At 69.5% G+C, this 26,732-nt stretch carries 30 protein-coding genes; 15 read left to right on the top strand and 15 right to left on the bottom strand.

The window, feature by feature from the left end; translation table 11 throughout:
• Nucleotide 1 precedes the first annotated feature (1 nt).
• From ACFE7F_RS02325 to ACFE7F_RS02300, 6 genes are read right to left on the bottom strand one after another with little or no spacing between them, the layout of a single operon-like run.
• A complete protein-coding gene (locus tag ACFE7F_RS02325) occupies nucleotides 2–1,336 on the bottom strand; it encodes a FliI/YscN family ATPase (protein ID WP_375402226.1) in 1,335 nt (444 codons plus the stop codon).
• Entirely contained in the window at nucleotides 1,330–2,049 is a 720-nt protein-coding gene (locus ACFE7F_RS02320; RefSeq protein ID WP_375402225.1) for a FliH/SctL family protein, read from the bottom strand. The genes ACFE7F_RS02325 and ACFE7F_RS02320 overlap by 7 nt, the downstream gene beginning before the upstream one ends.
• Nucleotides 2,042–3,058 (bottom strand): flagellar motor switch protein FliG, encoded by a 1,017-nt coding sequence (fliG, locus tag ACFE7F_RS02315; protein WP_375402224.1) that lies wholly within the window; start codon nucleotides 3,056–3,058, stop codon nucleotides 2,042–2,044. Before fliG ends, ACFE7F_RS02320 begins: the two co-directional genes overlap by 8 nt.
• Complete coding sequence (fliF, locus tag ACFE7F_RS02310) at nucleotides 3,055–4,722, bottom strand: flagellar basal-body MS-ring/collar protein FliF (protein WP_375402223.1); 1,668 nt, start codon at nucleotides 4,720–4,722, stop codon at nucleotides 3,055–3,057. Before fliF ends, fliG begins: the two co-directional genes overlap by 4 nt.
• A 1-nt stretch (nucleotide 4,723) precedes the next feature.
• A complete protein-coding gene (fliE, locus tag ACFE7F_RS02305) occupies nucleotides 4,724–5,071 on the bottom strand; it encodes a flagellar hook-basal body complex protein FliE (RefSeq protein WP_375402222.1) in 348 nt (115 codons plus the stop codon).
• Complete coding sequence (locus ACFE7F_RS02300) at nucleotides 5,068–6,333, bottom strand: sigma-54 interaction domain-containing protein (RefSeq protein WP_375402221.1); 1,266 nt, start codon at nucleotides 6,331–6,333, stop codon at nucleotides 5,068–5,070. The genes fliE and ACFE7F_RS02300 overlap by 4 nt, the downstream gene beginning before the upstream one ends.
• A gap of 245 nt (nucleotides 6,334–6,578) precedes the next feature.
• Between ACFE7F_RS02300 and ACFE7F_RS02295 the strand changes: the two genes are divergently transcribed.
• Together ACFE7F_RS02295 and ACFE7F_RS02290 are read left to right on the top strand one after the other, a co-directional pair.
• Nucleotides 6,579–7,421 (top strand): flagellin, encoded by an 843-nt coding sequence (locus ACFE7F_RS02295; RefSeq protein ID WP_375402220.1) that lies wholly within the window; start codon nucleotides 6,579–6,581, stop codon nucleotides 7,419–7,421.
• Between the two features lie 281 nt (nucleotides 7,422–7,702).
• A complete protein-coding gene (locus ACFE7F_RS02290; RefSeq protein WP_375402219.1) occupies nucleotides 7,703–8,194 on the top strand; it encodes a ferritin-like domain-containing protein in 492 nt (163 codons plus the stop codon).
• Nucleotides 8,195–8,370: 176 nt separating this feature from the next.
• Here ACFE7F_RS02290 and ACFE7F_RS02285 read toward each other — a convergent pair whose 3' ends face one another.
• The 8 genes from ACFE7F_RS02285 to ACFE7F_RS02250 all read right to left on the bottom strand — a co-directional run bounded on the left by ACFE7F_RS02285 (nucleotide 8,371) and on the right by ACFE7F_RS02250 (nucleotide 14,566).
• Nucleotides 8,371–9,102, bottom strand: coding sequence for a sigma-70 family RNA polymerase sigma factor (locus ACFE7F_RS02285; protein ID WP_375402218.1), 732 nt, complete (start codon nucleotides 9,100–9,102; stop codon nucleotides 8,371–8,373).
• Entirely contained in the window at nucleotides 9,099–11,198 is a 2,100-nt protein-coding gene (flhA, locus tag ACFE7F_RS02280; protein WP_375402217.1) for a flagellar biosynthesis protein FlhA, read from the bottom strand. The genes ACFE7F_RS02285 and flhA overlap by 4 nt, the downstream gene beginning before the upstream one ends.
• 3 nt (nucleotides 11,199–11,201) lie before the next feature.
• Nucleotides 11,202–12,053, bottom strand: a complete 852-nt coding sequence (locus ACFE7F_RS02275; protein ID WP_375402216.1) for a lytic transglycosylase domain-containing protein — start codon at nucleotides 12,051–12,053, stop codon at nucleotides 11,202–11,204.
• 180 nt (nucleotides 12,054–12,233) lie between these two features.
• Nucleotides 12,234–12,545 carry a flagellar protein FlgN gene (locus ACFE7F_RS02270; protein ID WP_375402215.1) on the bottom strand — a complete coding sequence of 104 codons (312 nt, stop codon included), beginning with the start codon at nucleotides 12,543–12,545 and terminating at the stop codon, nucleotides 12,234–12,236.
• Nucleotides 12,532–12,825, bottom strand: coding sequence for a flagellar biosynthesis anti-sigma factor FlgM (locus tag ACFE7F_RS02265; RefSeq protein WP_375402214.1), 294 nt, complete (start codon nucleotides 12,823–12,825; stop codon nucleotides 12,532–12,534). Before ACFE7F_RS02265 ends, ACFE7F_RS02270 begins: the two co-directional genes overlap by 14 nt.
• A gap of 66 nt (nucleotides 12,826–12,891) precedes the next feature.
• Nucleotides 12,892–13,419, bottom strand: coding sequence for a flagella basal body P-ring formation protein FlgA (locus tag ACFE7F_RS02260; protein ID WP_375402213.1), 528 nt, complete (start codon nucleotides 13,417–13,419; stop codon nucleotides 12,892–12,894).
• A gap of 11 nt (nucleotides 13,420–13,430) precedes the next feature.
• Nucleotides 13,431–13,925 carry a hypothetical protein gene (locus tag ACFE7F_RS02255; protein WP_375402212.1) on the bottom strand — a complete coding sequence of 165 codons (495 nt, stop codon included), beginning with the start codon at nucleotides 13,923–13,925 and terminating at the stop codon, nucleotides 13,431–13,433.
• Nucleotides 13,922–14,566 (bottom strand): motility protein A, encoded by a 645-nt coding sequence (locus ACFE7F_RS02250; RefSeq protein ID WP_375402211.1) that lies wholly within the window; start codon nucleotides 14,564–14,566, stop codon nucleotides 13,922–13,924. The genes ACFE7F_RS02255 and ACFE7F_RS02250 overlap by 4 nt, the downstream gene beginning before the upstream one ends.
• Nucleotides 14,567–14,959: 393 nt before the next feature.
• On the opposite strand from ACFE7F_RS02250, the gene flgB reads away from it, so the two are divergent.
• The 13 genes from flgB (at nucleotide 14,960) to ACFE7F_RS02185 (ending at nucleotide 26,046) form a co-directional block, all read left to right on the top strand.
• Nucleotides 14,960–15,298, top strand: coding sequence for a flagellar basal body rod protein FlgB (gene flgB, locus ACFE7F_RS02245; RefSeq protein ID WP_375402210.1), 339 nt, complete (start codon nucleotides 14,960–14,962; stop codon nucleotides 15,296–15,298).
• Nucleotides 15,299–15,300: 2 nt separating this feature from the next.
• Nucleotides 15,301–15,720: a flagellar basal body rod protein FlgC gene (flgC, locus tag ACFE7F_RS02240; protein ID WP_375402209.1), complete on the top strand. Its 420-nt coding sequence runs from the start codon at nucleotides 15,301–15,303 to the stop codon at nucleotides 15,718–15,720.
• Nucleotides 15,721–15,722: 2 nt separating this feature from the next.
• Nucleotides 15,723–16,400, top strand: a complete 678-nt coding sequence (locus ACFE7F_RS02235) for a flagellar hook assembly protein FlgD (protein ID WP_375402208.1) — start codon at nucleotides 15,723–15,725, stop codon at nucleotides 16,398–16,400.
• Nucleotides 16,401–16,426: 26 nt separating this feature from the next.
• The gene (locus ACFE7F_RS02230) at nucleotides 16,427–17,692 is read left to right on the top strand and encodes a flagellar hook protein FlgE (protein ID WP_375402207.1); all 1,266 of its coding nucleotides are present in this window, start codon (nucleotides 16,427–16,429) and stop codon (nucleotides 17,690–17,692) included.
• 23 nt (nucleotides 17,693–17,715) lie between these two features.
• Nucleotides 17,716–18,465, top strand: a complete 750-nt coding sequence (gene flgF / locus ACFE7F_RS02225) for a flagellar basal-body rod protein FlgF (protein WP_375402206.1) — start codon at nucleotides 17,716–17,718, stop codon at nucleotides 18,463–18,465.
• 124 nt (nucleotides 18,466–18,589) lie between these two features.
• The gene (flgG, locus tag ACFE7F_RS02220; RefSeq protein WP_375402205.1) at nucleotides 18,590–19,378 is read left to right on the top strand and encodes a flagellar basal-body rod protein FlgG; all 789 of its coding nucleotides are present in this window, start codon (nucleotides 18,590–18,592) and stop codon (nucleotides 19,376–19,378) included.
• Nucleotides 19,379–19,440: 62 nt separating this feature from the next.
• Entirely contained in the window at nucleotides 19,441–20,100 is a 660-nt protein-coding gene (locus ACFE7F_RS02215) for a flagellar basal body L-ring protein FlgH (protein WP_375402251.1), read from the top strand.
• An 8-nt stretch (nucleotides 20,101–20,108) separates the two neighbouring features.
• Entirely contained in the window at nucleotides 20,109–21,203 is a 1,095-nt protein-coding gene (locus tag ACFE7F_RS02210; RefSeq protein ID WP_375402204.1) for a flagellar basal body P-ring protein FlgI, read from the top strand.
• The gene (locus ACFE7F_RS02205; RefSeq protein WP_375402203.1) at nucleotides 21,200–21,520 is read left to right on the top strand and encodes a rod-binding protein; all 321 of its coding nucleotides are present in this window, start codon (nucleotides 21,200–21,202) and stop codon (nucleotides 21,518–21,520) included. Before ACFE7F_RS02210 ends, ACFE7F_RS02205 begins: the two co-directional genes overlap by 4 nt.
• Entirely contained in the window at nucleotides 21,517–22,857 is a 1,341-nt protein-coding gene (gene flgK, locus ACFE7F_RS02200; RefSeq protein WP_375402202.1) for a flagellar hook-associated protein FlgK, read from the top strand. Before ACFE7F_RS02205 ends, flgK begins: the two co-directional genes overlap by 4 nt.
• 7 nt (nucleotides 22,858–22,864) lie before the next feature.
• Complete coding sequence (locus ACFE7F_RS02195) at nucleotides 22,865–23,764, top strand: flagellin (RefSeq protein ID WP_375402201.1); 900 nt, start codon at nucleotides 22,865–22,867, stop codon at nucleotides 23,762–23,764.
• Between the two features lie 230 nt (nucleotides 23,765–23,994).
• Nucleotides 23,995–24,858, top strand: a complete 864-nt coding sequence (gene motA, locus ACFE7F_RS02190; RefSeq protein ID WP_375402200.1) for a flagellar motor stator protein MotA — start codon at nucleotides 23,995–23,997, stop codon at nucleotides 24,856–24,858.
• A gap of 282 nt (nucleotides 24,859–25,140) precedes the next feature.
• On the top strand, nucleotides 25,141–26,046 hold the full coding sequence (locus tag ACFE7F_RS02185) for a flagellar motor protein MotB (RefSeq protein WP_375402199.1): 906 nt from the start codon (nucleotides 25,141–25,143) through the stop codon (nucleotides 26,044–26,046).
• A 33-nt stretch (nucleotides 26,047–26,079) separates the two neighbouring features.
• Here the strand turns inward: ACFE7F_RS02185 and ACFE7F_RS02180 are convergent, their stop codons facing one another.
• Nucleotides 26,080–26,595, bottom strand: coding sequence for a MucR family transcriptional regulator (locus ACFE7F_RS02180; protein WP_375402198.1), 516 nt, complete (start codon nucleotides 26,593–26,595; stop codon nucleotides 26,080–26,082).
• Nucleotides 26,596–26,732: the final 137 nt, after the last annotated feature.

Raw genomic sequence — 26,732 nt, 5'->3', positions numbered from 1 at the left:
GTCAGCCGTCCTGCCCGAACACGCCCGTCAGCTCGGTCACGGCGTCGACCAGCGTTACGATCTCGTCCTCGTCCTGGCGAATGAACTCGGTGATCGCGGGATGGCAGGCGATTGCGGCGTCGATCGCGGGATCGGTCCCCGCCCGGTACGCGCCCATCAGCACTAGGTCACGATTCTCTTCGTAGGTCGACAGATGCCGCCGGAGCGTCCGCGCCGCCATCGCATGCGGCTTGTCCACGATGTCGGTCATGACACGGCTGACCGACGGGCCGATGTCGATCGCGGGATAGACGCCGCGCTCCGCCATCGCGCGGCTGAGCACGATATGCCCGTCCAGGATCGACCGCGCGGCGTCGACCACCGGATCGTTGCCGTCGTCGCCGTCCGCCAGCACGGTATAGATCGCGGTGATCGATCCCCCGCTCCGGACGCACCCGCCCGCGCGCTCGATCAGGTTGGGGAGCATCGCGATCGCCGACGGCGGATAGCCGCGCGCCGACGCGGGCTCGCCGAGCGCCAGCCCGATCTCGCGGCCCGCATGCGCTACTCGGGTAAGCGAATCCATGATGAGCAGCACGCGCTTGCCCTCGGCGCGGAAGCCTTCCGCGATCGCGGTGGCGCGCAGCGCGCCGCGGATGCGGAGCACGGGCGAATGGTTGGCGGGCACCGCGACCACGACCGACCGCGCGCGCGCCGCGCCCGCCACCTTGGTCTCCAGGAAATCGGCGACCTCGCGGGAGCGCTCGCCGATCAAGCCGACCACGACCACGTCGGCCTGCGCCGCGCGCACCATCATGCCCAGCAGCACCGACTTGCCGACCCCGGAGCCGGCCATGATGCCGACGCGCTGCCCTTGCCCCAGCGTCAGCAGCCCGTTGATCGCGCGGACGCCCACATCCATCGGCTCGAGCACGCGGCCCCGGTCGAGGGGCGACTGTAGCTTGCCGGCCAGCGGCCAGCGGCCCGCGCCGCGGATGGGGCCGAGCCCGTCGATTGGCTGGCCCGCGCCGTCGACCACGCGGCCGAGCAGGGCCGCGCCGATCTCCGCCTCGCCCGGCGGGCCGATCGGCTTGACGGGCGCACGGGGCAGGAGGGCGGCGGGACCGCCCAGGTTCATCATCAGGGTGCGGCCGTTCCGAAAGCCGATGACCTCGGCATCGACGCCGGTCGCGCCGGGGGCCCCGACGCGGCAGACGGTGCCGACCGGTAGCGTCAGGCCGACCGCCTCCATCAGCAGGCCGTCGAACGAGGACAGCCGCCCGGAGACGGTGGCGGCGGGCGTGAAGTCGTGAGCGCCGAGCGCCCCGAGATAATCGTCGGCGAAGCGGGTCAGCATGCAGGTGGGACGGGCACGCGGTCGATCGCCCGGGCAAGCTGCTCCAGCCAAATTTCCGGTCCGTCCTCGATCACGGTCGAGGCCGATTCGAGGATGAAACCGCCTCGCGCGAGGCTCGCGTCGCCCGCCGCGAAGATCGTTCCCGGCAGTCGTCCGTTCAAAAGCGCGACATCGTCGGGGTGGACGCGCAGCAGCGCCGACTCGCCCGACTCCGCGAGCATCTCGGCGGCCGCGCCGATGCGCGCCGCGAGCAGTTCTGGCGATACGCCGACCTCGCCGACCAGCCGCGACAGCAGCAGCATCACCGTCTGGCGCAGGCGGTTCGCCATCGCCGCGCGGTCGACCCGGCCCGCGCCGCCCAGCGTCGCGGCGATGTCGGCGAGCAGCGCGTGATCGCGCGCGAACACGTCGGACGCGGTCGCGGCGGCGGCGGCCAGCCCTTCGGCGTACCCTTCGGCGCGCGCCGCCTCGATCGGATCGAACGCTGGCGGCTCCTCGATCGTGGGACTCAGCGGGTCCCAACCCTCGGTCGGATTGACGGCCCGGTCGGCCGGGGAGAAGTGCTTGGGACCGGGCGACGGCCGGAAATGGATCGGCTCGGACGCGCTTCCGACCGCCCTGGGCGCGAAGCCAGGCAGGGGCGACATGGCGCGCGCCAACAGTTCCGCCGGGGCGGCGTGACGTGCGGCGAACCCCGCGACGAAGTCAGACATAGTCGTCTTCGCCCGCGCCCATCTGGATGGTGCCGTCCTTGGCCAACGCGCGCGCGATCTGGATCATCGCCTTTTGCGCGTCGAGCACCTCGGCCAGCTTCATGGGCCCGCGCGCCTCCATCTCGTCGCGGATGCCGTCGGCGGCGCGCGCCGACATGCATCCCAGGAACCGCGCCCGCGCCGCCTCGTCCACGCCCTTGAGCGCGCGGGTGAGGATCTCGCCGTCAACGCCCCGGATCAGCGTTCCCAGATTCTTGTCGTCGAGCTCCAGAAGGTTCTCGAAGACGAACATCGCTTCCTCGATCTGGCGGGCGACCTCCTTGTCGAGCTTGAACAGCTTGGGCATCACCCGTTGTTCGGTCGCCTTGCGCGCGCCCGACAGGATCTTGGCCGCTTCGCGCGCGCCGCCCAGCACGACCCCCGACCGGCCCGCCGAGCTGGTGCGGTTGGCGAGCATCGTCCGGAGCGTGTCGACCGCCTCGGGCGTGATCGGGCCCAGCCGCGCGATGCGGTGGAGGATGTCGGGCTGCATCGCGTCGGGCAGGCGCTCGAGCACCTGACCGCCGACCGCGGGGTCGAGATTGGCGATCAGCACCGCGGCGATCTGCGGATGCTCCTTCTCGACCATCGCGGCGATCTCGGGTGCGTCGAGCCAGTCGAGCAGTTCGAGTTCGCAGGCGGCTTCGGGCGGGGTGATCCGGGCGAGCACGCTGCTGGCCTTTTCGGGGCCGAGCGCGATGTTCATCACCGCCTCGATCCGGGGACGCGGGTCGAAGCTGATCGAATTGCGGTCGCGCGCGCGACCGACGAAATCGTCGAGCACGTCCTCGACCTCCTGCTCCGACACGTCGGCGACCGCGAACATCGCGCTGCCGAGCAGGCGGACCTCGTCGGGGTCGAGCTTCTGCAGCATGGCGGCAGCCTCCTGCTCGCCGACGAGCATCATCAGGACGGCGGCGCGCTCGACGCCGGTATAGCTGCGCGCGCCGGGCAGGGTGGGGACGCTCACGGCTTGGCGTCCGCCTTGATCATGTCGCGCACCGCCAGCGCCGCGCGCGCGGGGTTGTCGCGGGTGAAGCCGCGCACCGCGCCGATGCGGTCGTCGAAATTGCGGCTGGCGTCGATCTCGTCGAGCCCGACCGCCGGCTGGACGACCAGGCCGGGGGTGCCGTCCTCGTCCGCGACATCGGACGAGATCGCGCCGGCCGCCAGGGCCGGCGTCGCGTCGGCGCGCGTCTTCATCAGCGCCTTGGCGAGCGGCCGGATTCCGAGCAGCAGTACCAGCAGCGCGATGACGATCGCGGTCAGGTTGCGCGCGACCATCGGCAGCCAGGCTGCGTCGTACCAGGGCGCGGCCTCGCCGGCGGTGTTCGCGCCGGCGAACTTGCGGCTGATCACGGTGACGTTGTCGCTGCGCGCGGCGTCGAAGCCGACCGCGCTCTTCACCAGGTCGCTGATCTGCGCGATCTCCGCGCCGCTGCGGCGGCCCTTCTCCGGCTCGCGGAGCAGAACGGCAACCGACAGCCGCTTGACCCCGCCGGGCGCGGCGCGCGTGACGGAGACCTGGCGGTCGAGGTCGTAGGCGCGCTGATACGCGTCCGACTGCTTCATCGGGTCCGGGGCGGGGCCGCCCGCGACCGGCTGGGGCGTGCCGGTCGCGGCTTGCGGGGCCTGGAGCGTACTGGCGGGGGGCGGGGTGTTAGACAGCGCGCCGGGAATGCCGCCGGGGGCGGTCGGGGTCTGCTGGTTGCCGGTCCAGTTGCCCGTCTCGGCGCGCAACGCGCCCTGTTTCTCGTACGACTCGCGCGTGGCCTGCGTCTCGTCGAGATCGACGACCGCCTGCACCTCGGCGGTGAAGTTGCCCGCGCCGACCAGCGGCGTCAGCAGCTGCTGGAGCTGCTGGCGATATTTGTCCTCGACGCGGCGCTGGAACTCGATCCGCTGATCGCCGCCGGCGTTCGCGTTCGGGCCGCCCGACTTGGACAACAATCCGCCGAGCTGATCCACGACCGTCACGTCGTCGGGCTTCATGCCCGGCACCGACGAGGCGACGAGATTGATGATCGAATTGATCTGCGCGTCCGACAACGCCCGCCCGGCCTGGAGCTTGACGATCACCGACGCCGACGGCTTGGCCGTGTCGCGTACGAACACGCTCGCCTCGGGCATCGCCAAGTGGACCCGCGCCTCGGCGACGGCGTCGATCTCCTGGATCGAACGGGCGAGCTCGGTCTCGCGCGCCTGGCGCAACCGTTCGCCCTCGACCGCGCGCGACACGCCCATCGGCAGCTGGTCGAGAATCGCGTAGCCGCCGGGCGCGGTCTTGGGCAGCCCCTGCCCCGCGAGCAGGATGCGCGCGCGGCCGTAATCGTCCTCGGGCACGGTCAGCGCGCCCGTCGCGTCGTCGATCACGGCCGGGATGTTCGCCTGGTCGAGCGCGGCGGTGACCGCAGCCTTGTCGGCGTCGGGGAGCGAAGGGAACAGCGTCTTCTGCGTGGGGGCCGACAGGGTCGCCCAGGCGAGCGCGGCGGCACCGACCAGGCCGACGATCAGCGCGGCGGGCCCCGCGCGGCGGACGGCGGGTTGCGCCATCAGTCCGCGAACCTGCTGCAGGGGATTGGCGAACCGTTCGGGCAGTGCGCCGACGGTCGTGGGGGCTAGGGCGTTCGCCATGTCAGACCGGCATGCTCATGATGTCCTTGTAGGCGGTCAGCAGCTTGTTCCTGACTTGCAGCGTCGCCTCGAACCCGACCGAGGCCTCCTGCCGGGCAAGCATGACCTTGGCGATGTCGACCGTCTCGCCGCGTTCGTAGGACTCGGACAGCGCGGTGGCCCGGTTCTGGCCCTCGTTGACGCCCTTAATGGCCTGATCGAACGTCGCCGCGAAGCTCGTCGGGGTGGCCGCGACCGGGGTGGGCGACGCCGACGCGCCCGCGCGCGACAGGGCGCTATTGCGCTCGAGGATCTGCGCGCGGAGCGCCATCACCCGGTCGACGCTCATGGCGCCTCCGACCGCGCTCATGCCGCACCCGCCCGCGCCCAGCCCGCGCCGACGTCCTCACCCTGCTCGCGCGCCTTGGCGAGCCGGTAGCGGAGCGTGCGCTCCGAGATGCCGAGCCGCCGCGCGGTCTCGATCCGGCTGCCGCCGCAAGCGGCCAGCGTGTCGCGGATCGCCGCGAACTCGCTCATCTGGACGACCTGGCCCAAGGTGGACGCCTCGTCGAACCGCGCCGGGGTCGATGCGCTCGGCCGATCGAACAGGATATGCGAAACCTCGATCCGGTCGCCGCCCGCAAACAACAGCGCGCGCTGGATCACATTCTCCAGCTCGCGGACATTCCCCGGCCAATCGTGGTCGCGCAGCAGGTCGATCGCCTCCGTCGTCGGCCAGGGCACCACCGCGCGGGCACCCGCATGGCGCAGGATCATCGTCGCGGCGAGCGCGGGAATGTCGGCCGGGCGCTCGCACAGCGGCTTGGTCGATAGCGGAAAAACGGACAGCCGGTAGTATAGGTCGGCGCGGAAACGGCCGGCAGCGACCTCCGCCTGCAGGTCGCGGTTGGCGCAGGCGACGATGCGCACGTCGATCGGCACGGGCGTCACCGCGCCGAGCGGCACCACCTCGCGCTCCTGGAGTGCGCGCAGCAGCTTGGCCTGCAACCCGACCGGCATTTCGGCGATCTCGTCCAGCAGCAGCGTGCCCCCGTTCGCTGCGCGGAAGAAGCCTTCGCCCCCCGACGACGCGCCGGTGAAGGCTCCTTTTTGGTGCCCGAAAAGCATGGCCTCCAGCATGGCCTCGGGCAGCGCGGCGCAGTTGATCGCGATGAACGGGCCGTTCCGGCGCGGCGATCCGTTGTGGATCGCGCGCGCCAGAACCTCCTTGCCGGTGCCGGTCGGGCCGTTGATCAGGACGGTGATGTCGGCCGCGGCCACCCGCTCGGCCAGCGCGAACAGCGCCAGGCTCTCCGGGTCGGCGGCGGTCGGGGTGTCGGGTCCGGCGACGAGCGCGCGGACGAAGGCGTTGCCGACCTCCGCGTCGGCGCCGGAATAAGTCACGCGCGACGGCGATCCGTCGCGGCCGGGTCGAATGGCGGGGGAGCCTTCGCCGACGATCACGGTGCGGGCGGGAACGGGCGGCACCTCGCCCTCGGCGACGAGGAACAGGTCGCCGGGGCCCGGCTGCGCTTGTTCGAACGTGCCGAGCGCGAAGCCCGCCGTCCGGAGCGCCGACAGGAGCGGGTAGCGGCGGGCGGTGATGGCGGCGGACGGAAACAGCGAACGCATGAACAAGAACCCTCGTGTGTGGGCCCCGATTGCACCGCCGCTGGTAAACGGGCGGTAAAGCCCGGCCGTCCCCGACAGATATTTTCCGGGCGCGCGGCCCCCGTGCGTGCAGCCGCGCGCGCGCGAGGACATTGGCTTATTTTTCGGCCTAAAGTTCCGCGCGGTCCGGCCGTTTTCCCACTTGGCGGCTCGGTCCTCGGATGATTCGGGGGCGACCGGAGCGGCGTTCAAATCGGAGAAGATCGATGACTGTTATCGGCACCAACACCGCCGCGACCCGCGCCGCCAATGCGTCGCGTTCGTCCAACATGCAGCTCCAGACCGCGATGGAGCGCCTGTCGACCGGCAAGCGCATCAATTCCGCCAAGGACGATGCCGCCGGCCTCGCTATCGCGTCCTCGATGACCGCGCAGATCCGCGGCATGGGTCAGGCGATGCGCAACGCCAATGACGGCATCAGCCTGGCGCAGACCGCCGAAGGCGCGCTGGGCGAGGTGTCCAACATGCTGCAGCGCGTCCGCGAGCTGGCGATCCAGTCCAAGAGCGAGACCTATGACGCCAGCGACCGCACCAACATGCAGCTTGAAGTGGCGGAACTGTCGACTCAGATCGACTCGATCCTGACCGATACCAAATTCAACGGCGTCGCGTTGTTCAACAAGACGGCGACGGCGTCGACGCCCGCCGACGGGTTCGACATCCAGGTCGGCGCCAGCGCCGCCAACACGGTGACGATCGAGAAGGTTCAGGTGGATGCCACCAACCTCAACACCACCGTCGGCTCCGGTCTGAACGTCAGCACGGTTGCGGGATCCACCGCGACGCTCGACGCGGCCGATGCCGGCCTGGTCGCGGTGAACAAGGCGCGCGCCACGCTGGGTGCGTCGCAGAACCGACTCAATTCGGTGGTCAACAACCTGACCTCGAATTCGACCAATCTGACCGACGCGCGCAGCCGGATCGAGGACACCGACTATTCGGCCGAAACCGCGCAGCTCGCAAAGGCGCAGATCCTGAGCCAGGCTTCGACCGCGATGCTCGCCCAGGCGAACCAGAGCCAGCAGAGCGTGCTGCGGCTGCTCCAGTAATCCGACCACCCCGACGCGCCGTCGCCGATCCGGCGGCGGCGTCCAACGTCGGGTCCGGAACGGAATGTTCCGACGAGCCCCGGCGACCCGGAAACGGGTCGCCGGGATTTGTTGCGTTAGGGGACGCCCGCGCCCGTTTGAGTTACCAGCTTTGATCCATGTTCGGCACCGCCGTCGAAGGGTGCGGCATGCGCGCCGAGCGGCGGGAACGACGCGGTGCGCCGACTGTAGAATAAGGGCCGGCCCGGTGCCGGTTTCCCCCTCACAGCGGAGCGATGAAGATGACGGACGACAATCTGAAGCAGTTGGTGCGGCAAGGCCTGACGGCATTGAAGGCGGGTACGCGAGTGGCTGCCGACGCAACCCAGGAAATCCAGGGCTCGGCGACCAGCTCCGAGCTGAAACAGGCGTTGCAGCAAGGTACCGATCAATCCACGGAATGGGCGGCGCGGATCGACCGCGCGTTGGAAGAAGCGGGCGGCCCCGTCGGCGAGGACAGCAATCCCATTCTCGAGGCGCATCATCAGGTCAGCCAGCGCATCCGACAGGCCGCTCCCGACGAGATGAGCCGCGACCTCGGCATCATCGCGGCGGGCCAGCTGGCCATCCATTACTGGATCGCGTCGTTCGGCACGTTGCGCAACTATGCCGAGAAGCTGGGACTGGAGCGCACCGACCGCGAGTTCCGGCAGTGTGCCGAGGAGGCCAAGCAGGCCGACGAGCAGCACAGCCAACTCGCCGAGCAGATGCTGCGACAGGAAGAGATGGCCTGAAGCACCGCACAACCCTCTCCCGCTTTCGCGGGAGAGGGAAAGACGTGGCGTAGCCGCGGCGAGGGTGAGGGGCGGACCTTTCCGGGCGAGGTCCGGCCCTCACCCTGGCGCTTTGCGCCTGTTCCTTTCCCGCGGAGATGAAGGTAGGCGTAGCCCTACGCGGGAGAGGGTTCGGGTTAGCTGGCCAGCGCTCGACGCAGGCGGTCGTGGGCGGACTTCTTGATTTGGCAGACGCGGGCGGAGCCTACGCCTAGCACTTCGCCAATCTCCTCTAGGTTGAGTTCCTCGACATGGTAAAGCTGGACTACCAGCGCCTCGCGTTCGGGGAGAGCGGCGATCGCGGCGATCAGGCGGTCGCGCTCGCGGCCATCGGCGAGTGCCTCGAAGGCGTCGGGGTCCGGGCTGGCGAACCAGGGTAGGTCGTCGGCATACACCTCGTCGATCGACTCGATCTTGACCGCGTCGGCGGTGAGATAGTCCGTGCGGAGCTTGTCGAGCGTGACGCCCAGGTGCGCGGCGACCTCCGCCTCGGCGGGCGGACGGCCGAACTGGAGGGTGAGCTCGCCCACGGCGCGGGCGTGGTCGCGCCGCCTGCGCATCGCGCCGCGGCTGTTGGTGGCGTGGCGGCGGAGTTCGTCGATCATCGCGCCGCGCAGGCGGGTGGTGAGGTACGCCTTGAACTCGGGCCCGGTGCGGACCTCGGCGCCGCGTAGCGCCTCGACGAGCGCGAGCAGGCCGACCTGGACGAGGTCCTCTATATCGACCGAGGTGCTCATCGCACCGTGGACGTGCCAGGCGAGGCGACGGACGAGCGGCAGGTGCTCGCGGATCGCGGCGTCGCCGTCGCGGCTGGGCCGGTACGTAACCGGCTGAGCGTTCGTGAACGATCCGGGATTTTGGAAGCTCATGCGGGCAGGGCCTGCGGCTGGAAGTGGCCGGCTTGCGCTGGCTGGGCCGCGCCGATTACCGCGACCACCTCGACCGCCTTGTCCTCGGGCACCTCGAAGAAGGACAGGACGGGCGTATCGGGGAGGCAGTTCCTGACGAGCTTGCGGATGGCGATGCGGATCGCGGGCTGGACCACGAGCGCGAAGGGCTTGGCCTCGGCCAGCAGCGGCTGTGCCGCCTGGCTGACGGCGTCGACGATGCGGCGACCGAGATCGGGCTCGATCACGTGGCGGCCCGCGGTGTCGGCGCGCGCCGCTTGACCGAGCAGCCCCTCGAGCTGACCTTCCAGCGTCATGACGCGCAAGGGTTCGCGGACGCCGCACAGCTTCTGGACGATGAGGGGGCCGAGATCGGGGCGGATGAGCTCGACGATGTCCTCGGCGTGCGGGCTCTTTTGCGCGGCGATGCTGATCGCCGACGCGATGCGGCGGAACTCCTTCAAGGAGATGCCCTCGGCGAGGAGGCCGCGCAGGATCTGGGTGAGGGTGGTCAGCGCCAGCGGCTGTGGCGTGAGCGAGGCGACGACCTGCGGGTTGCGTTCCTTGAGGCCGTCGAGCAGCGCCTGCACCTCGTCGGGGCCGAGCAGGTCGGCGGCGTTCTGGCCCAATGCGTGGTTCAGATGCGTGGCGACCACCGTGCCGGGGTCGACGACGAGGAACCCCGCGCCGGTCGCGGCGTCGACGTCGCCGGGCTGGATCCAGGTGGCGTCGAGGCCGAAGGTCGGGTCCTTGGCGGACTTGCCCTGGAGCGATCCGACCGCCTGGCCGGTGTCGAGCGCGAGCATCTCGTCCGGCGAGACCTGGTCCTCGCCCACCACGACGCCGCCGACCACGAGGCGGTAGGTATAGGGGGCGAGGTTGATATCGTCGACGACACGCACCTGCGGCACCACGAAGCCGAGCTCCTTGGAGAGCTGGCGGCGGACGCCGGTGATGCGGCCCATGAGCGGCGCGCCCTTACGCTCATCCACCAAAGGCACGAGGCCGTAGCCGATATCGAGGCGGACCAGCATGCCGTCGGACACGTCGTCATAGCCGATCCGCGAGTGGTCGACCGGCTCGGCCGCTGCGGCGGGGGCGGCGGACGCGGGGCGGCGCTCGATCTGGCGGAGCTTCCAAGCGGCGAAGCCGGCGATTGCGGCTCCGCTCAGGAGCAGGATGTGTGGCATGCCGGGCATGACGCCGAGCAGGGTCAGGATACCGGCGACGGGGGTCCAGGTGCGGGGCGAGCCGAACTGGCTGCCGATCTGGCCCGCCAGGTCCTTGTCCGACGAGACGCGGGTGACGATCGCGGCGGCGGCGATGGAGAGCATGAGCGCGGGGAGCTGTGCGACGAGCGCGTCGCCGATCGCGAGCAGGATATAGGCGCGCGCCGCTTCGCCGATCGTCAGGCCGTGGCTGACGGGGCCGAGGATCAGCCCGCCGATGACGTTGGCGGCGAGGATCAGCATCGCGGCGACCGCGTCGCCTTTGACGAACTTGGACGAGCCGTCCATCGAGCCGTAGAAGTCGGCCTCGGTCGTGACCTCTACGCGGCGCGCCTTGGCCTCGTCGGGAGTCATGAGACCCGCGTTCAGGTCGGCATCGATCGCCATCTGCTTGCCTGGCAACGCGTCGAGGGTGAAGCGCGCGGACACTTCCGACACGCGGCCCGCGCCCTTGGTGACGACGATCAGGTTGATGATCATCAGGATCGCGAAGACGAAGATGCCGACGACGTAATCGCCCCCGATCAGGAAGTTTCCGAACGCCTCGATCACATGCCCCGCCGCGGCCTCGCCTTCGTGCCCGTGGACGAGCACGATGCGGGTGGAGGCGACGTTCAGGCCCAGGCGGAACAGCGTGGTGAACAGCAGCACGGTCGGGAAGGCCGAAAAATCGAGCGGCTTGCGCGCGTTCAAGGCGACCATCAGCACCGCGAGGCTGATCGCGATGTTAGTGACGAAGAAGATGTCGAGGAGCGCGGCCGGGATCGGCACGACCATGATGACGACGAGCAGCAGGATCGCGAGCGGCAGGACCGCGCCGCGCACGCCGGGGAGGAACTTGGCTAGCACCGGCTAGACCCCCATGCTCGCGAGCATCATGTAGGCGAGGCGCGCGGTGTCGGGGTTGGGACGCATCAGGCTGGCGGTGGCGGTGGCGGGGAAGGCTTGCGGCTTGTCGAAGCGACCGAGCGTTGAATTGGCCCAGGCGAGCGCGTCGGTCGCGCTCTCCGCGCCGGTGACGACGGTGCCGCCCTCGATGTCGAGCGCTTGCGACGCGAAGCCGACGGGGGAGGTCGTTCCGCTCGCTCCGACCGCGCCGCCCTCGAGCTTGGCGGCGAAGCGTTCGTAGATCTGGGTGAGCGAGCGGGGTGCGCCGCTTCGGTCGTAGAAGACGTTCCGGTTCGCGCGCGCGGCCGAGGGAAACATCGCGACACCGGTAGCGCCCGGATCGGACTGCATCTTGGAAAGGAACTTGGACGCGCCGCCCAGCCCCAGGAAGTGCGCCATATATAGGTCGGTGCCGGTGGCGGCGCGGCCGAGCTTGCCCTCGAGCGCGGCCTTGTTGTCGCCGGCGTGCTCGGCCGCCATCAGCGAGGCGGCGGCGGGGTCGTTGCGAAGGTTGAGGATTGCCTGGCGAGTGCCCGGGTCGCTCACGCTTAGGCGACCATTTCCATTACGCCCGATGCTGTCGGCGGCCCAGCTCATGCCGTGCTCCGCGCCGTGCTTCTTGACGACGGCCAGCCAGGACTGTTCGATGAACTGGTAGAGCCCGGTCGCCGACGAGGTGCCCGCACGCGCGGTGGCGTTGAGGCCAGATTCGAGCTTGGCCTGGCCGAGCAAATAGTCGAAATCGATCCCCGTCCGGCTGCTCGCGAGCGCGATGGCGGACTGGATGCGGCCTGCGGTGATGGCGTTAACGGTCATGCTGGTGGAAGATCAGCAAGGACCGTGCCAACTCTGGAGCCCTCTCCCGTCTTCGCGGGAGAGGGAAAGACGCGCATAGCGCGGCGAGGGTGAGGGGCGGGCCTATCCGGGCCAGGTCCGGCCCTCACCCTGGCGCTGACGCGCCTGTCCCTCTCCCGCGAAAGCGGGAGAGGGTTCTGATTAGGCGTAGGCGTTGAGTACGGGGCGATACCCCCCGCCGCTCTCGCCGGTCAGCGTCTGCAGGCGGCGGCGGACATTTGCCGCCATCAGGTTGACGTAGATGCGGCAGGTCTCGTTCAGGCGGTCGGCCTCCTCGGCGAGCTCGCGCAGGTCGGAGCCGGCGGGGCCGGTGCCGGCCGCGGCGACCGCCTCGATCCCGGCCAGCTTGGTGGCGGTCGCGCGCTCGAGGCCGCGTACGTCGTTGTCCTTGAGCGCCGCGATCTCGCTATGGAGCGCGTCGATTACGGTGATGAGGGCGTCACGCCTGTTCATTGCCGTTCCAATTCATCTTGTACGCGAGCAGCCGGTCGGCGATCGTCGCCGGCAGGATCGGAAAGGTGTCGTTGGCGATCGCCTGACGGATGCGCGAGACGCGATCGGCATCGACCGGCGGGCCGCTCGCCAGCTCGCGGGCGATCCCGCGCAGGCCTGCCACGGGGGCAGGAGCGACGGCCGGCTTGGCCGTTTCGATCGCGCGAGGCGCGGGCGCGCGGTCGATCCGCAGGACACCTCCACCGACAATGAAGGGCTTGGCGCCCACCGAGTCCACCATGTCCGCCTCCTCTGGTCCGACGCTGACAGGAGAACAAACGGCAGGGCGGCGGCAAAGTTTAGCCTGTTAATTCGACCAGCCCGGCAGGGTGGCGCGGCCGGGCTCGACCGCGACCGCCTGGACGGGCGCGCGGGCGTCGGCGACGCGGACGAGGAAGCGCGTGCCTGGAGCGGCGTCGGCCATCGCCACACCCTCGCGCGCGATGGAGAAGCCGGGCGAGCCGGCCTGGATGATGACGGGGTCGCCGCGGCGGATCACGGGCTCGGCGCGGATGGCGGGCGTCGCTCGGGCGACCGCCGAGCTCGGGGCGGCTCCCGCGGATGGCGCGGACCGCTTGACGGGCACGAAGATGCGCCAGTCTGGGCCCGAGCAGGCGACCACCACTGCGTCCTGCGCAGGCGTTCGCCAGGATAGTGCGACCGTGGGGCACAGGGCGAGCTTCAGGCGTGGATCGACAGGCATGCGCGCGCCGCCCTCCTCGCCTACCGCGTGCATCGTGAAGCCCGCGACCGCGCGGTCAAGCGCGACGGTGCTCTGGAAGCCGGTCGCCGAAGCCGGCGCGGCAAAAAGGAGGAGCGAGGCGGCTCGGAACATCGGGAACTCCGTCAAGGTCGCTCGCCGACGAAGGCGAGCGTCGCGGTCGCGGTGCGGCCGCGGGACAGGGGATCGGTGGCGACCGCCAGGCGGGTAGGGCCGACCACGGGCACGAGTAGGGCGGCGACGGCGCGAGCGCGGTCGGCCGCGAGCAGCGCGGCGCTGCCCGACACACCGTCCACGTCGGCGGGAACGCCGTCGGTCGCCCCGGTGACGGTAAAGGCGACGCGCGGGTCGCGCGCCGCGTCGACCGCCCACGCGATCATGGCGCGGGCGTCGCCGGGAACGGCGGAGCCGGGCGCGAAACGGACGGCGCTCGCGGCGAGCGGGATCGGTGGAGCGGGCTCGGCCCCGAATGCCTCGCGCAAGCCTTTAGCGAGCGCGCGCTCGTCGGGTGCGGCGGTCGCCTGAATCAGGATCAGGAAGCCGAGCAAGAGCAGCGCGAGGTCGGCCAGCGTGACGAGCCAGAGCGGGCGCGGCGCGGCCGGGTCGGGGAAGTCGGTCACGCAGCGCTCGCCAGGACCCGCACGGGCGCTTCACGCGCGGCAAGCGCGGCTAGGGGCGCATCGAGGCGGGCGCGCTCGAACGCCTCGGTGCGCGCGGCGGCGCGCAGGCGGGCGGCGACCGGGCCGGCGACGAGGTTGGCGATGAGCGCGCCGTAGAGCGTGGCCAATAGCGCCACGGCCATCGCGCCGCCGATCGCGGCGGGATCGTCCATGGCCCCGAAAGTACGCGCCAAGCCGATCAGCGTACCGATCATCCCCATGGCGGGCGCGGCCTCGGCGGCCCCGGCCCAGCAATCGGCGGCGGCGAGATGACGTTCGATGCGCGCGCGGCGACGGTCGGCGACGATCCGGGCGACGGCGTCCGCGTCCGCGCCGTCGACGATCGCGGCGAGCGCGGCGGCGATGTCGGGATCGTCGATCACCGACCGGTCGAGCGCGAGCACGCCATTGCGCCGCGCGATCCGGGCCTGAGCGGTTATGCGTTCGAGAAGCGGCTCGGCGGTAAAAGGCTTGCGGGCAAGGGTGCGAAGCGCAGCAAGGGCGCGGCGGAGCGTCCCGGCGGGGCTGCGGAGCGCGGTCGCGAGCGCGGTGCCGCCGATGACGAGGGCGAGCGCGGTGGGATCGAGGAACGGAGCGAGCATCGGTGAGGTGTATGCAAGGGGTGAGCCAACTTCTCAGCCGCCTTCCACCTTTGCCCTCTCCCGCTTTCGCGGGAGTGTCGGGTCGGTCATGCCCCCGGCATGACCTAAACAGCGCGGGGCGCTGTTTACCCGACACTGGTGGCCGAGCGTAGCGAGGTCGGGTGAGGGCAGTTATTCTTAGAGAGGTCCGGCCCTCACCCTGGCGCTCACGCGCCTATCCCTCTCCCGCGAAAGCGGGAGAGGGTTGGAAATGCGCCTGCCCGGCAAGCTGCCGTTTTTCCGGCAAGCGCTTGCCGCTTCCGCATCGCCGCATCGCCTGGCCCACCCGCAATCCCACTTGGCACGTCCTTTGCGAGAAGCCCGTCGCGTAATGAAGCGCATGGGAGGCCGGCGATGGCGGGCGACGGATTGTTCGGGGTGCACGGCGCGGCGCTGAGGGTGCGCTCGCAGCGCATGGGCGTGCTGGCGTCGAACATCGCCAACGCGTCGACGCCGAACTTCAAGGCGCGCGACATCGACTTTCAGGCGGCGCTCGCCGGGATGGAGGGCGGCGCGAACACCGCCGACGCGGTGCGCTACCGCGTGCCGAGCCAGCCCTCGATGGATGGCAACACCGTCGAGCTGTCGTCCGAACAGACCGCCTTCGCCGAGAACGCGGTCCAGTATCAGACGACGCTCGCGTTCCTGAACGGGCGCATCTCGACGCTCACGCGCGCGCTGCGAGGAGAGTGAAATTGGACCGGCCGATCTCGATATTCCAAGTCGCGGGGCGCGCCATGTCGGCGCAGCTCGTGCGTATGAACACCACCGCGTCCAACCTGGCCAACGCCGGCGGCGTGTCGGGCAGCGAGGCGACCGCCTACCGGACGATGAAGCCCGTGTTCCGCACCAGTTTCGACCGAGCGGCAGGCGGCGCGTCCGGCCTCGCCACCGTCGATGTCGAACGCATCGCGACCGCGGGCGAGGCGCCGACCGCGCGGTACGACCCGTCCAACCCGCTGGCGGACAAGGACGGCAACGTCTTCGACGCCGCGGTCGACGAGACGCGCGAGCTGGTCGACATGATGGAGACCGCGCGCTCGTACCAGAACAACGTCGAGGTGATGCAGACCGCCAAGTCGCTCATCATCGATACCCTCAAGCTGGGACGCTGAAGATGGCCACTTCCTTCGATGCGACTGTCCGCGCGCTCGGCATCGGTACGCCGACGACGGGCCCCGTCGTGAAGCCGGCGGGTAGCCAGACACTCGGGCAGAACGATTTCCTGAAGCTCCTGACCGCGCAGCTCAAGAATCAGGACCCGTTCGAGCCCGTCGACAATACGCAGATGGTCGCGCAGATGGCGCAGTTCTCATCGCTGGCGGGCATCAGCGAAATGGGCACCACGCTGAAGTCGATCGCGGACAAGCTGGGCGGGACCTCGGGCGCGGAGGCGCTGGGCTATGTCGGGCGCAGCGTGCTGACCGAAGGATCGACCGCTTATGCGCGGTCGACCGGCGGCCTCGATGGTGCGGTCGAATTGGGCGGACCGGCGACGAGCGCCAGCGTCACCGTCTCGAACGCCGACGGCCAGCTTCTCAAGACGGTGCAGCTCGGCAAGCAGGTCGGCGGCACCGCCACCTTCAACTGGGACGGCCTGACCGACGCCGGCGTCGACGCGGGCGCGGGGCCGTTCACCGTCTCGGCGCAGGCTGCGGACGCGAAAGGCAAAGTGTCCGCGCGCACGCTCGTCTGGGCACCCGTCCGCACCGTTTCGATGAATGCGGGGTCGCCCATCCTCGACGTCGCCGGCCTCGGCTCAATCCCCGTCACCGCCGTCCGCAAGGTCGGCTGATCTTTCTTAGTACCAGGAGTAACCCCATGTCCTTCTACACGTCGCTCTCCGGCCTACAGGCCTCGCAGACCGAGATGTCGACCATCTCGCACAACCTCGCCAACGTGGCGACCAGCGGGTTCAAGAAGTCGCGCACCGACTTCGCCGACGTGATCGCGTCCAACCTGTCGACCGACCCGCGCAAGATGATCGGGTCGGGCGTGGTGGTGAAGGCCAACCGCCAGCAATTCAGCCAGGGCAACCTGACCTCCACCTCCAAGGCGCTCGATCTCGCGGTCTCGGGCGACGGCTTCTTCGCGGTCAAGACGGGATCCGTGACCGGCGCGCTGGCCTATACGCGCAACGGCGCGTTCTCCGTCGATACCAGCCGGTACATCGTCGACGCGCAAGGATCGTATCTGCAGGCGTATCCCGTCGACACCAACGGCGTCGTCACCGCGACGGGCGCGGACGGGCTGACCGCGGTGCGCATCCCCGACGTGAACGGCGTGCCGATCGCGACGAGCGCCGTGACGCTGGCGATCAACCTGTCGGACTCGGCAGCGGTGCCGACGACCGCGTTCAACCGCGCCAACGCTGCCACCTACAACAACTCCACCAACTCGACGATCTACGATGCGGGCGGCGAGGCCATGACGCTGACCAACTATTACGTCCGCAATCCGGCTCCGACGCCTGCGGACGGCACAAGCAGCTGGTCGGTGCACAGCTTTGTCGGCGATACCCAGCTGACGACGGGCGGCTCGGCCACGCCGCTGCAGATGCGCTTCAACGCCGGTGGCGCATTAACCGCCCCGACCGGCCCGACCGCGTTCGATCCGTTCACGCCGAGGGGCTCGGCGACGCCGCAGCCGCTGTCGTTGAACTACGCCGGCTCGACGCAGAGCCCGGCGGCGTTCTCGGTGGCCGCGCGCAGCCAGAACGGCGCGACGGTGGGCGAGTTCACGAGCGTCGTGGTGGACAAGGCGGGATTGATCCTGGCCACCTATGACGACGGGTCGACCGTGCCGCTCGGCAAGGTGGCGATCGCAGGCTTCACCACGCCCGAGGGGCTGCGTCAGAACGGCAGCAGCTATTGGACGTCGTCGGGCGTGTCGGGCCAGGCGCTGCTGTCGAGCGCGGGCAATGACGGCCTGGGCTCGCTGATGTCGGGGACGATCGAGGGATCAAATGTCGATATCACGGAGGAGCTGGTCGGGCTGATCGCGGCGCAGCGCAACTTCCAGGCGAACGCCAAGGCGCTCGATACCGCGACGCAGATCTCGCAGACCATCTTCAACATCCGTTCGTGACGACGAGGGAGCGGAGCCGATAGATGGACAAGCTGGTCTACACCGCGGCGACGGGGCTGCGCGCGCACATGGCGGCGCAGGCGTCGATCGCCAACAACATGGCCAACGTGTCGACCACGGGGTTCCGCGCCGACCGCGTCGTATTCGACCGGATCGAGCTGAAGGGCGGCGGCTCCGCGTTCGAGGCTCGGATGCCGACATCGGGGGAGGTGACGGACGCCGACCGCTCGCCCGGCGCGATCCAGCAGACGAACCGGCCGCTCGACGTCGCGATGACGGGCGACGCGTGGCTTGCGGTGCAGGCGGGCGACGGATCGGAGGCCTACACGCGCCGAGGTGACCTGAGCGTCGCGGCGTCGGGCGTGCTCCAGACCGGCGACGGCTTTCCCGTGATGGGCGGGGGCGGGCCGATCACGCTGCCGCCCGCCGACAAGATATCGATCGCCGCCGACGGGACGATCTCGATCGTGCCGCAAGGCGGCGATCCGAACGTGCCGCAGGTGATCGACCGGCTGAAGCTGGCGAGCACGAAGGGGTCCGATACGGTCAAGGGCCTCGATAACCTGCTCCGCGTGCGGGGCGGGGGGGCGCTGCCCGACGACATGGACGCGACCGTGCAGACGGGGGCGCTCGAGGGATCGAACGTCAACATGACGCAGGCGCTGGTCGACATGATCGAGAACCAGCGCAGTTACGAGGTGCAGGCCAACCTCCTGAAGGAAGCCCGCACCATGGACGAGAGCGGCGCAAGTCTGATGCGCCTGCCGAGCTGATGAACACGCTTTTCCCCGCTCGCCCTGAGCTTGTCGAAGGGTCGTTCTTTCTCGCGCCAGCCGCAAGGAGGACGCTGCTTCGACAAGCTCAGCATGAACGGACTTGGGTAGAAGGACGAAATCAATGACCTCCGCCGCCATGCATATCGCCCGCACCGGGCTCGACGCGCAGGACACCCGGATGCGGGTGATCTCGAACAACCTCGCCAACGTGAACACCACGGGCTTCAAGCGCGACCGCGCGGCGTTCGAGACGCTCGCCTATCAGGTCGTGACCTCGCCCGGTGCGGCGTCGACCAGCGAGACGCGTTACGCCATGGGCCTGAACCTGGGAACGGGCGTCCGGGTGCAGGGGACGGCGCGGATCGACACGCAAGGGGCGATGCAGACGACGGGCAACTCGCTCGACCTCGCGCTCGACGGCGACGGGTATTTTCAGGTCCAGCTGCCCGGCGGCCAACTGGGCTACACGCGGGCGGGCAACTTCTCGCGCTCCCCCGAAGGATTGCTGGTGACGAGCGAGGGCTATCAGCTGCAGCCCGGCATCACCGTGCCCGAGGGCGCGACCGCGATCACGATCGGCACCGACGGCACCGTTTCGGCGACGGTCGCGGGGCAGACCGAGCCGTCGGAGCTGGGACAGATCCAGGTGGCGAGCTTCGCCAACGGCGCGGGATTGCAGCCCACAGGCGACAACTTCCTGACGGAGACGGCGGCGAGCGGTGCCGCGAACCTGGGCGTGGCCGGGCTGGAAGGGCGCGGGCGCGTCCGTCAGGGAATGCTGGAGTCGTCGAACGTCAACGTCGTCGAGGAGCTCGTCGACATGATCGAGACCCAGCGCGCCTACGAGGTCAATTCCAAGATGATCTCGGCGACCGACGACATGCTCAAATACGTGAACCAGAACCTGTGACGGCGACGGAGGCACCTACGCCGACCCGGATCGGCCGGTCGATCGAGCTCGCGCTCGCGGGCGTGGCGGGCGCGCTGATCATATTCGCTTTCGCGCCGGACGGAGCGGAGGCGCAGGTGTTCGGTCGTCGGCAGGCGCCCGAGGATTGGAGCGCGGCGCGTCCGACTCAGCCGGCACCGGTCGCGGCCAGCGGATCGATCTTCCACGCAGGCGACGGCTACGGCGCGCTGCATGAGGGCTGGCGCGCGCGGCGGGTGGGCGATCCGCTGACGATCGTGCTGGTCGAGCGGACGGCGGCGACCAAGTCGGCGGGGTCGCAGCTCGATTCGGACGGCGGCTTCGGCATTTCGCCGCCAACGACCGGGCCGCTGTCGCTGTTCGACCCGACCGACATCCGCGCTGGCGGCAACCGCAACTTCACCGGGAGCGGCCAGACGAACCAGGCGAACTCGCTGTCGGGTGAGGTGTCGGTGATGGTGGCCGAGGTATACCCCAACGGCACGATGCTCGTGCGCGGCGAGAAGCGCCTGACGCTCAACCGTGGCGACGAGTTCGTGCGGATCAGGGGCGTGGTGCGGATGGCCGATGTCGATGCGAACAACCGCGTGGCCTCCACGCGCGTGGCCGATGCGCGGATCGGCTATACCGGCCGCGGCGACGTCGCGCGCGCTGGTCGCCAGGGCTGGCTCGGCCGATTCTTCCAAGTCGTCAGCCCGTTTTGAGGACCGCCATGCTCCGCTATCTCCTCACGCTGCTCACGACCCTCGCGATCGCCTCCCCAGCGCATGCCGACCGGATCAAGGATCTGGGCGCGTTCCAGGGCATCCGGTCGAATCAGCTCACCGGCTACGGCGTCGTGGTCGGCCTGCCGGGGACCGGCGATGACAATCTCGAATATACGGTGCAGTCGCTCAAGGCCGTGGCGTCGCGGTTCGGGTTGCAGCTGCCGGCGGGGGTGAACCCGGGTATGAAGAACGCGGCGGTCGTGCTGATCACCGCCGAGCTGCCGCCCTTCGCCAAGCCGGGGCAGCGGCTGGACATCACGGTGGCCTCGATGGGCAAAGCCAAGTCGCTGCGCGGCGGCAGCCTGATCCTGACGCCGCTGCTCGGCGCGGACAACCAGATCTATGCGATGGCGCAGGGCAACCTGGCGGTCGGCGGCTTGGGCGCGGAGGGAGCGGACGGGTCCAAGATCGTCGTCAACATCCCCTCGAGCGGCCGCATCCCCGAGGGCGCGACCGTGGAGCGCGCGGTGGCGACCGGATTCGACCAGTCGGCTGGGCTGACGTTCAACCTGCAACGCGCCGACTTCACCACCGCGCAGAATGTCGCGGGGGCGATCAACCGGGTGCTGGGCGGAGGGACGGCCCAGGCGATCGACGCGGTGTCGGTGCGGGTGCGCGCGGTCGGCGGGGCGGAAAGCCGGTCCACGCTGATGGCGCGGATCGAAAATCTGGACGTGGTCGCGGCCGAACCCTCGGCCAAGGTCATCGTCAACGCGCGTACGGGGACGGTGGTGATCAACTCGGCGGTGCGCGTCGGGCCGGCGGCGGTCAGCCACGGCAAGCTGACGGTCCGCATCGACGAGGCGCAGCGGGTCGTCCAGCCCGAGGCGCTGTCGAACGGCGAGACCGCGGTCGAGGAACGATCGAACGTCCAGGTCGTCGAGGAAAACAAGCCGATGTTCCTGCTGAACCCCGGTCCCAAGCTGGCCGATGTGGTGAAGGCGGTGAACGCGATCGGCGCGAGCCCGGCCGATCTGGTCGCGATCCTCGAAGCGTTGAAGCAGGCGGGCGCGCTCAAGGCCGAGTTGATCGTGCTATGAGCGGGATCGCCAAGGCCGGCGTCGCGGGCGTCCCGGCGGACACGTCCCGCCTCGCCTCCGCCGACAACCTGAAAAACGCGGGAGACAAGTTCGAGTCGGTGTTCACCGGCATGATGCTGGGAGCGATGCGCAAGGCCTCGCTCGCGGACACGCTGTTCGAGTCGAAGGCGCTCGACACCTTCCGCGACATGCAGGACCAGCGGATCGCCGAAAGCATGGCGACGCACTCGCCGATCGGCATCGGCAAGGCGATGACGGAGTTCCTGGGCCGGTCGCAACCCGATCTTAACGAGTCGCCGCCCACACCGGCGGAATGAGCGATCTCCTTTCCATCGGCGCGTCGGGCGTCCGCGCCTATCAGAGCGCGCTGACCACCGTTTCGGAGAACATCGCGAACACCGGCGTGGACGGGTATTCACGCCGGCAGGTGCGCTTGAGCGAGGTGCAGGTCACGGGCGGGCTGGCATCGGGCGCGCGCGCGAACGGCATGGGCGTCGCCGCGGCGGGCATCATGCGCGCGGGCGACGTGTATGCCGACGAGGCGGTCAGGTCGTCCACGTCCGACGTGTCGCGCACCGCGGGCGGGGCCGGGTGGCTGGACCGGATCGAGAGCGCGCTGACCGGTGACAAGCTGCCCGAGCGGCTGTCGGGCTTTTTCGGATCCAGCCGCGCGCTCGGCGCGGAGCCGACCTCGGCCGCGCTCAGGACGGGGATGCTGGGCGCGGCCGGAGGCGCCGCGATCGCGTTCGGCGCGACGGGGCGCGCCTTGGACCAGGTAGCGGCCGATCTCGATGCGAACGCGTCGCAGTCCGCGGAGGACCTGACGCAGCTGGCGGGCACGCTCGCCAAGATCAATCTGGGGCTGGGGCGCACGCAGGGCGGGACCGCCGCATCCGCGCAGCTCGCCGATCAGCGCGACGGGGTCCTCGGGCAGATGAGCGCGCTGATCGACCTGAACGTCAGTCTCGACGCTACCGGCCGCGCCACGGTGAAGCTCGGCGGACGGAGCGGCCCGGTGCTGGTCGACGCGGCAAGGTCGGGGCAGGTCAGCTATGCGCGCGCGGGCGGCGCGGTGGCGCTGACGCTGTCCTTCGCGGGCGAGGCGAGCACCGTGATCCCGCAGGGCGGCGAGCTGGCGGGCGTCGCCGACGCGGCCGCGCGGCTGAACGACACGCGCGGCCAGCTGAACGCGGTCGCGACGCGCTTCGCCGCCGCCGTCAACAAGGTGCAGGGCGAGGGCGAGGATCTGAACGGCGTAGGCGGCAAGCCGTTGTTCGCGGCCGGCGCGTCGCCCACCGACCTGACCGTCGCGATCACCGACCCGGCGGGCATCGCCGCGTCGCGCCCGGGCGGGGGTCCGCGCGACGGCGGCAATCTGGACGGGTTCGAGGCGCTCAGGACCGCGTCGGGTGCCGAAGGATCCGCGATCGCGCTCGTCACCGACAACGCCGCCACCCTTCGCCAGCGTCAGGCGATCGCCGAGGCGCAAGGCGCGATCCGCGACGGCGCGGTGACCGCGCGCGCGCAGAAGGCGGGGGTGGATCTGGACAATGAAGCGGTCGACCTGCTCCGCTTCCAGCAAGCCTATCAGGCGTCGAGCCGCGTGATCCAGGTCGCGCGCGAGACGTTCCAGTCGATCCTCGAGATCAGGTAGAACGATCATGCAGGTCCCGACCTCGTTATTCTACGACGGCTCGTCCAAGCGGATGAGTGCCCTGAACGCGCGCGCGGGCGTGCTGCAGGTGCAGATCGCCACGGGCAAGAAGCTGATGGCTCCGTCCGACGATGCGGTCGCCTCCCAGCAACTGGCCGAGTTCCGTCGCCGCGACGCCGACGCCAAGGTGTATGGCGGCAACATGAAGATAGCGGGCGCGCTGCTGAGCCAGGCGGACTCGACGCTGGACGCGATCGAGACGCAGATACAAGGCGCGATCGAGCTGACGACGCGCGCGGGCAACGGCACGATGTCGGTCGACAATCGCCGCGTGATCGGGGCCGAGCTTTCCGCGATCGTCGGCCAGCTCGTCGACCTTGGGAACACGAAGGACCTGCGCGGGCAACCGTTGTTCGGCAGCGCCGGCGGCGTCAAGGCGGTGCAGCGCGCGGCGGACGGAAGTTTCTCGTTCGCCTCGACCACCGTCTCGCCGATCCCCATCGCCGACGGCCAGACCATCCAGGCGACCGAAACCGCCGAACGCGTATTCGCGCCGAACGGGGCGGGGAACGACATATTCACCGTCCTGTCGACTCTCGCCGCCGCGCTGGAGGCGGGAACGGCTGACGGCGACGACGCATCGGACGCGCTGGACGCGCTCTACGCCGCCGGCGATCAGGTCGACCTGGTGCGTGCGTCGATGGGCGCGCGCGGGGCGCGGATCGAGCTCGCCCAGGCGATGCTCACGGAGACGAACACCAACCGCGAGGAGCTGCGCTCGTCGTTGGAGGATGTGGACGTGACCGCCGCGATCACCGAGCTGCAGAAGACCATGACGGTGCTGCAGGCGACCCAGGCGAGCTTCGCCAAACTGTCGAGCCTGTCGCTGTTCAGCTATCTTAGGTGAACAATAACCCTCTCCCGCTTTCGCGGGAGAGGGACAGGCGCGTGAGCGCCAGGGTGAGGGACGGACCTCGCCCGGACAGGTCCGGCCCTCACCCTCGCCGCGGCTACGCCACGTCTTTCCCTCTCCCGCAAAAGCGGGAGAGGGTTCGCCCCTGAAAATCCGCGCCCGGTAAGAACTTGGCCATCAATCGACGTTAACGATGGTCGCCAGTCCACGGGGAATTTCGTACCATGTTTCCGGCAATCGGCCTCGTCGTCCTCATCGCCATGGTGTTCGGCGGCTTCGCCATCACGGGCGGCGCGCTCGGCCCGGTGCTGCACGCGTTGCCGCACGAGATGCTCATCATCGGCGGGGCGGCGGCGGGCGCGCTCATCATCGGCAACTCCGGAGCCGAGCTGAAGGCGATGGCGGGCGGGTTGGGCAAGGTGTTCAAGGGCCCGCGCTGGAAGAAGCAGGATTTCCTGGACGTCATCTTCCTCGTCTCCAAGCTCATGAAGATGCTGCGCACCGAGGGCCCGATCGCGCTCGAGCCGCATGTCGAGGATCCCAAGTCCTCCGCTGTGTTTGCGGAGTACCCGCGGCTGCAGGCGGACGGCACGCTGGTCAACCTGATCGCCGATACGCTCCGGCTTGTGGTGGTGTCGTCGGGCACGCTCGACGTGCACGCGGTCGAGGATGTGATGGATAACGCCATCAAGACGCATCACCACGAGGTCGAAAGCCCGCACACTACCCTGTCCAGCCTGGCCGACGCATTGCCCGCGCTCGGCATCGTCGCGGCCGTGCTGGGCGTCGTGAAGACGATGGGGTCGATCGACCAGCCGCCCGCCGTGCTGGGCGGCATGATCGGGTCGGCGCTGGTCGGCACGTTCCTGGGCGTGCTGCTCGCCTATGGGATCGTGTCGCCGCTGGCGTCGCGGCTGAAGCAGGTGATCGATGCGGACGCCGCGATCTACGGCGTGGTCAAGCAGATCATCATCGCCTCGCTCCACGGCCATCCGCAACCGCTGGTGATCGAGGCCGCGCGGTCGGGCATCAAGCACAAGAACCAGCCGGGCTTCGCCGAAGTGTTCGACGGCTTGCGGGGGCGGTGACCTTGTTCATGCACGAGCTCGGGGTCGGGGGGAAGGATCTATTCACGCGAAGGCGCAAAGGCGCGAAGAAGGCCGGTTCGCGCGGAGGCGCAGAGGCGCGGAGGCTTGCGCGCGTTACCGACGGTCTTCACCGCGCAAGCGGTCTTCATCGTTCGATAAAGCCTGGAACGAAGGCCGCGTCGCGGCGAGGTGCCGCCTCCGCGTCTCCGCGCCTCCGTGCGAACCCTCTTCCTCTTTGCGCCTTCGCGCCTTCGCGTGAACCTTTAAAGGAAGGTCGCTGAGATGGCCGCGCGCGCGCCGCACGGCTCGAACCAGCCGCCCAAGATCATCTACAAGAAGGTCTATATCGAGGGTCACGGCGGCCATCATGGCGGCGCGTGGAAAGTGGCATACGCCGATTTCGTGACGGCGATGATGGCGTTCTTCCTGCTCATGTGGCTCCTCGGCGCCACCGACGAAAAGGCGCGCAAGGGAATCGCCGACTATTTCGCGCCCACGATCGTCTCGTCCAAGTCGCAGGGAATGGGCGGCGCAGGTCCGGCCGGGGGCGAATCGCTGACCAGCCAGAACACGATCGGCCCCAAGGCGGGCCAGTCGTTCATGCAGGCGATGGCGGTGCCCGCCAGCTCCAACGGCGATGGCGATAAGCAAGGTACGGGCGACAAGGGTTCGCTTCGCAATCCCAAGGTGGTGGCCGAGGACCAGCGCAATTTCGACACGATGCGCAAACAGGTCCGGGAGCAGATGCGCGAAAGCGGAACCTTGGCCAGGCTGGCCAAGAACATTCGCTTCGTCATGACGCAGCAGGGGATGCGGATCGACCTGATCGACGACGCCGACTATTCGATGTTCGATCTGGGGACGACCGCGCTTGAGGGCCGCGCGTCCGAGTTGATCGGCACCATCGCCGCCGCGATCCGCGGCACGGGCAACCCGGTGATGATCCGCGGGCATACGGACAGCGTGCCGTTCGGCGATCCGCGCCAGATGAACAATTGGACGCTGTCGTCGGGCCGCGCGGAGGCGACGCGTCGCCGCTTGGCGCTGGGCGGCATCCCCGAAGCGCGGTTCGAGCGGATCGAGGGTGTCGCGGACCGCGAGCCGATCATCCGCGAGACGCCCGGCGACCCACGCAACCGGCGCGTCGCGATCACGCTGCTCTACCGCAAGGGCGGGTTCGGGAGTTGAGGCGCCGCCCGGCCGGGCGACGCCTCGCCGGTCCTACTCGGCCGAAGCGGAGGCCTTGCGTCGGCCGCGCGTAGCGGGGGCAGGGGCCGGCGTCGGCTCGGGCGCGGCGTCCTCGGTCTTGGCGCGGGTCGACTTGCGGCCGAGCCCGATCTGCTTGGCCATGGCGCGGCGCGACTCCGAATATGCCTCGGCGACCATTGGATAGTCGGGCTTCAGGCCGAAACGCTCTCGGTACTGGTCGGGCGTCAGGCCGTGCGTCGCGAGGTGACGGCGCAAAGTCTTGTAGGACTTGCCGTCGATCATCGAAACGATGTGGTCGCGCGATGCGAGCGACTTCCGCGCGGTCACGGCGGGGGTATATTCGGTCTGCGGCTCGGGCGCGGGCGCTTCGGCGGGGCCGGCGGTGAGTTCGGACACGGTCTCGTGCATCCGGCGCAGGAACGAGGGAACCTCATCGGCCGAGATGCGCGTATTGGGATTGCCGAGCCAAGCGATCGTGAGTTCGGTGGCGAGTTCGAGCGCGCTGGTGTCGACGGCGTCGTCGGTCATGAAATACTCCTAGGGGTGAATAGGAGGCTCAATTAGTTGTCTTTTCTTGGCGGTCAACATGGATTAGCGGTTTGACACAATAATCGTTGTCTTGCGCATACTTCGATCAATTTTTCTCGGAAAGGCTTTGATTGCGG

Origin of the sequence: uncultured Sphingomonas sp. (assembly GCF_964235535.1) — a bacterium.
Taxonomy (GTDB): Bacteria; Pseudomonadota; Alphaproteobacteria; order Sphingomonadales; family Sphingomonadaceae; genus Sphingomonas.
The sequence above is the reverse complement of the archived record's forward strand: the minus strand, read 5'-3'. Positions and strand labels throughout refer to the sequence as shown.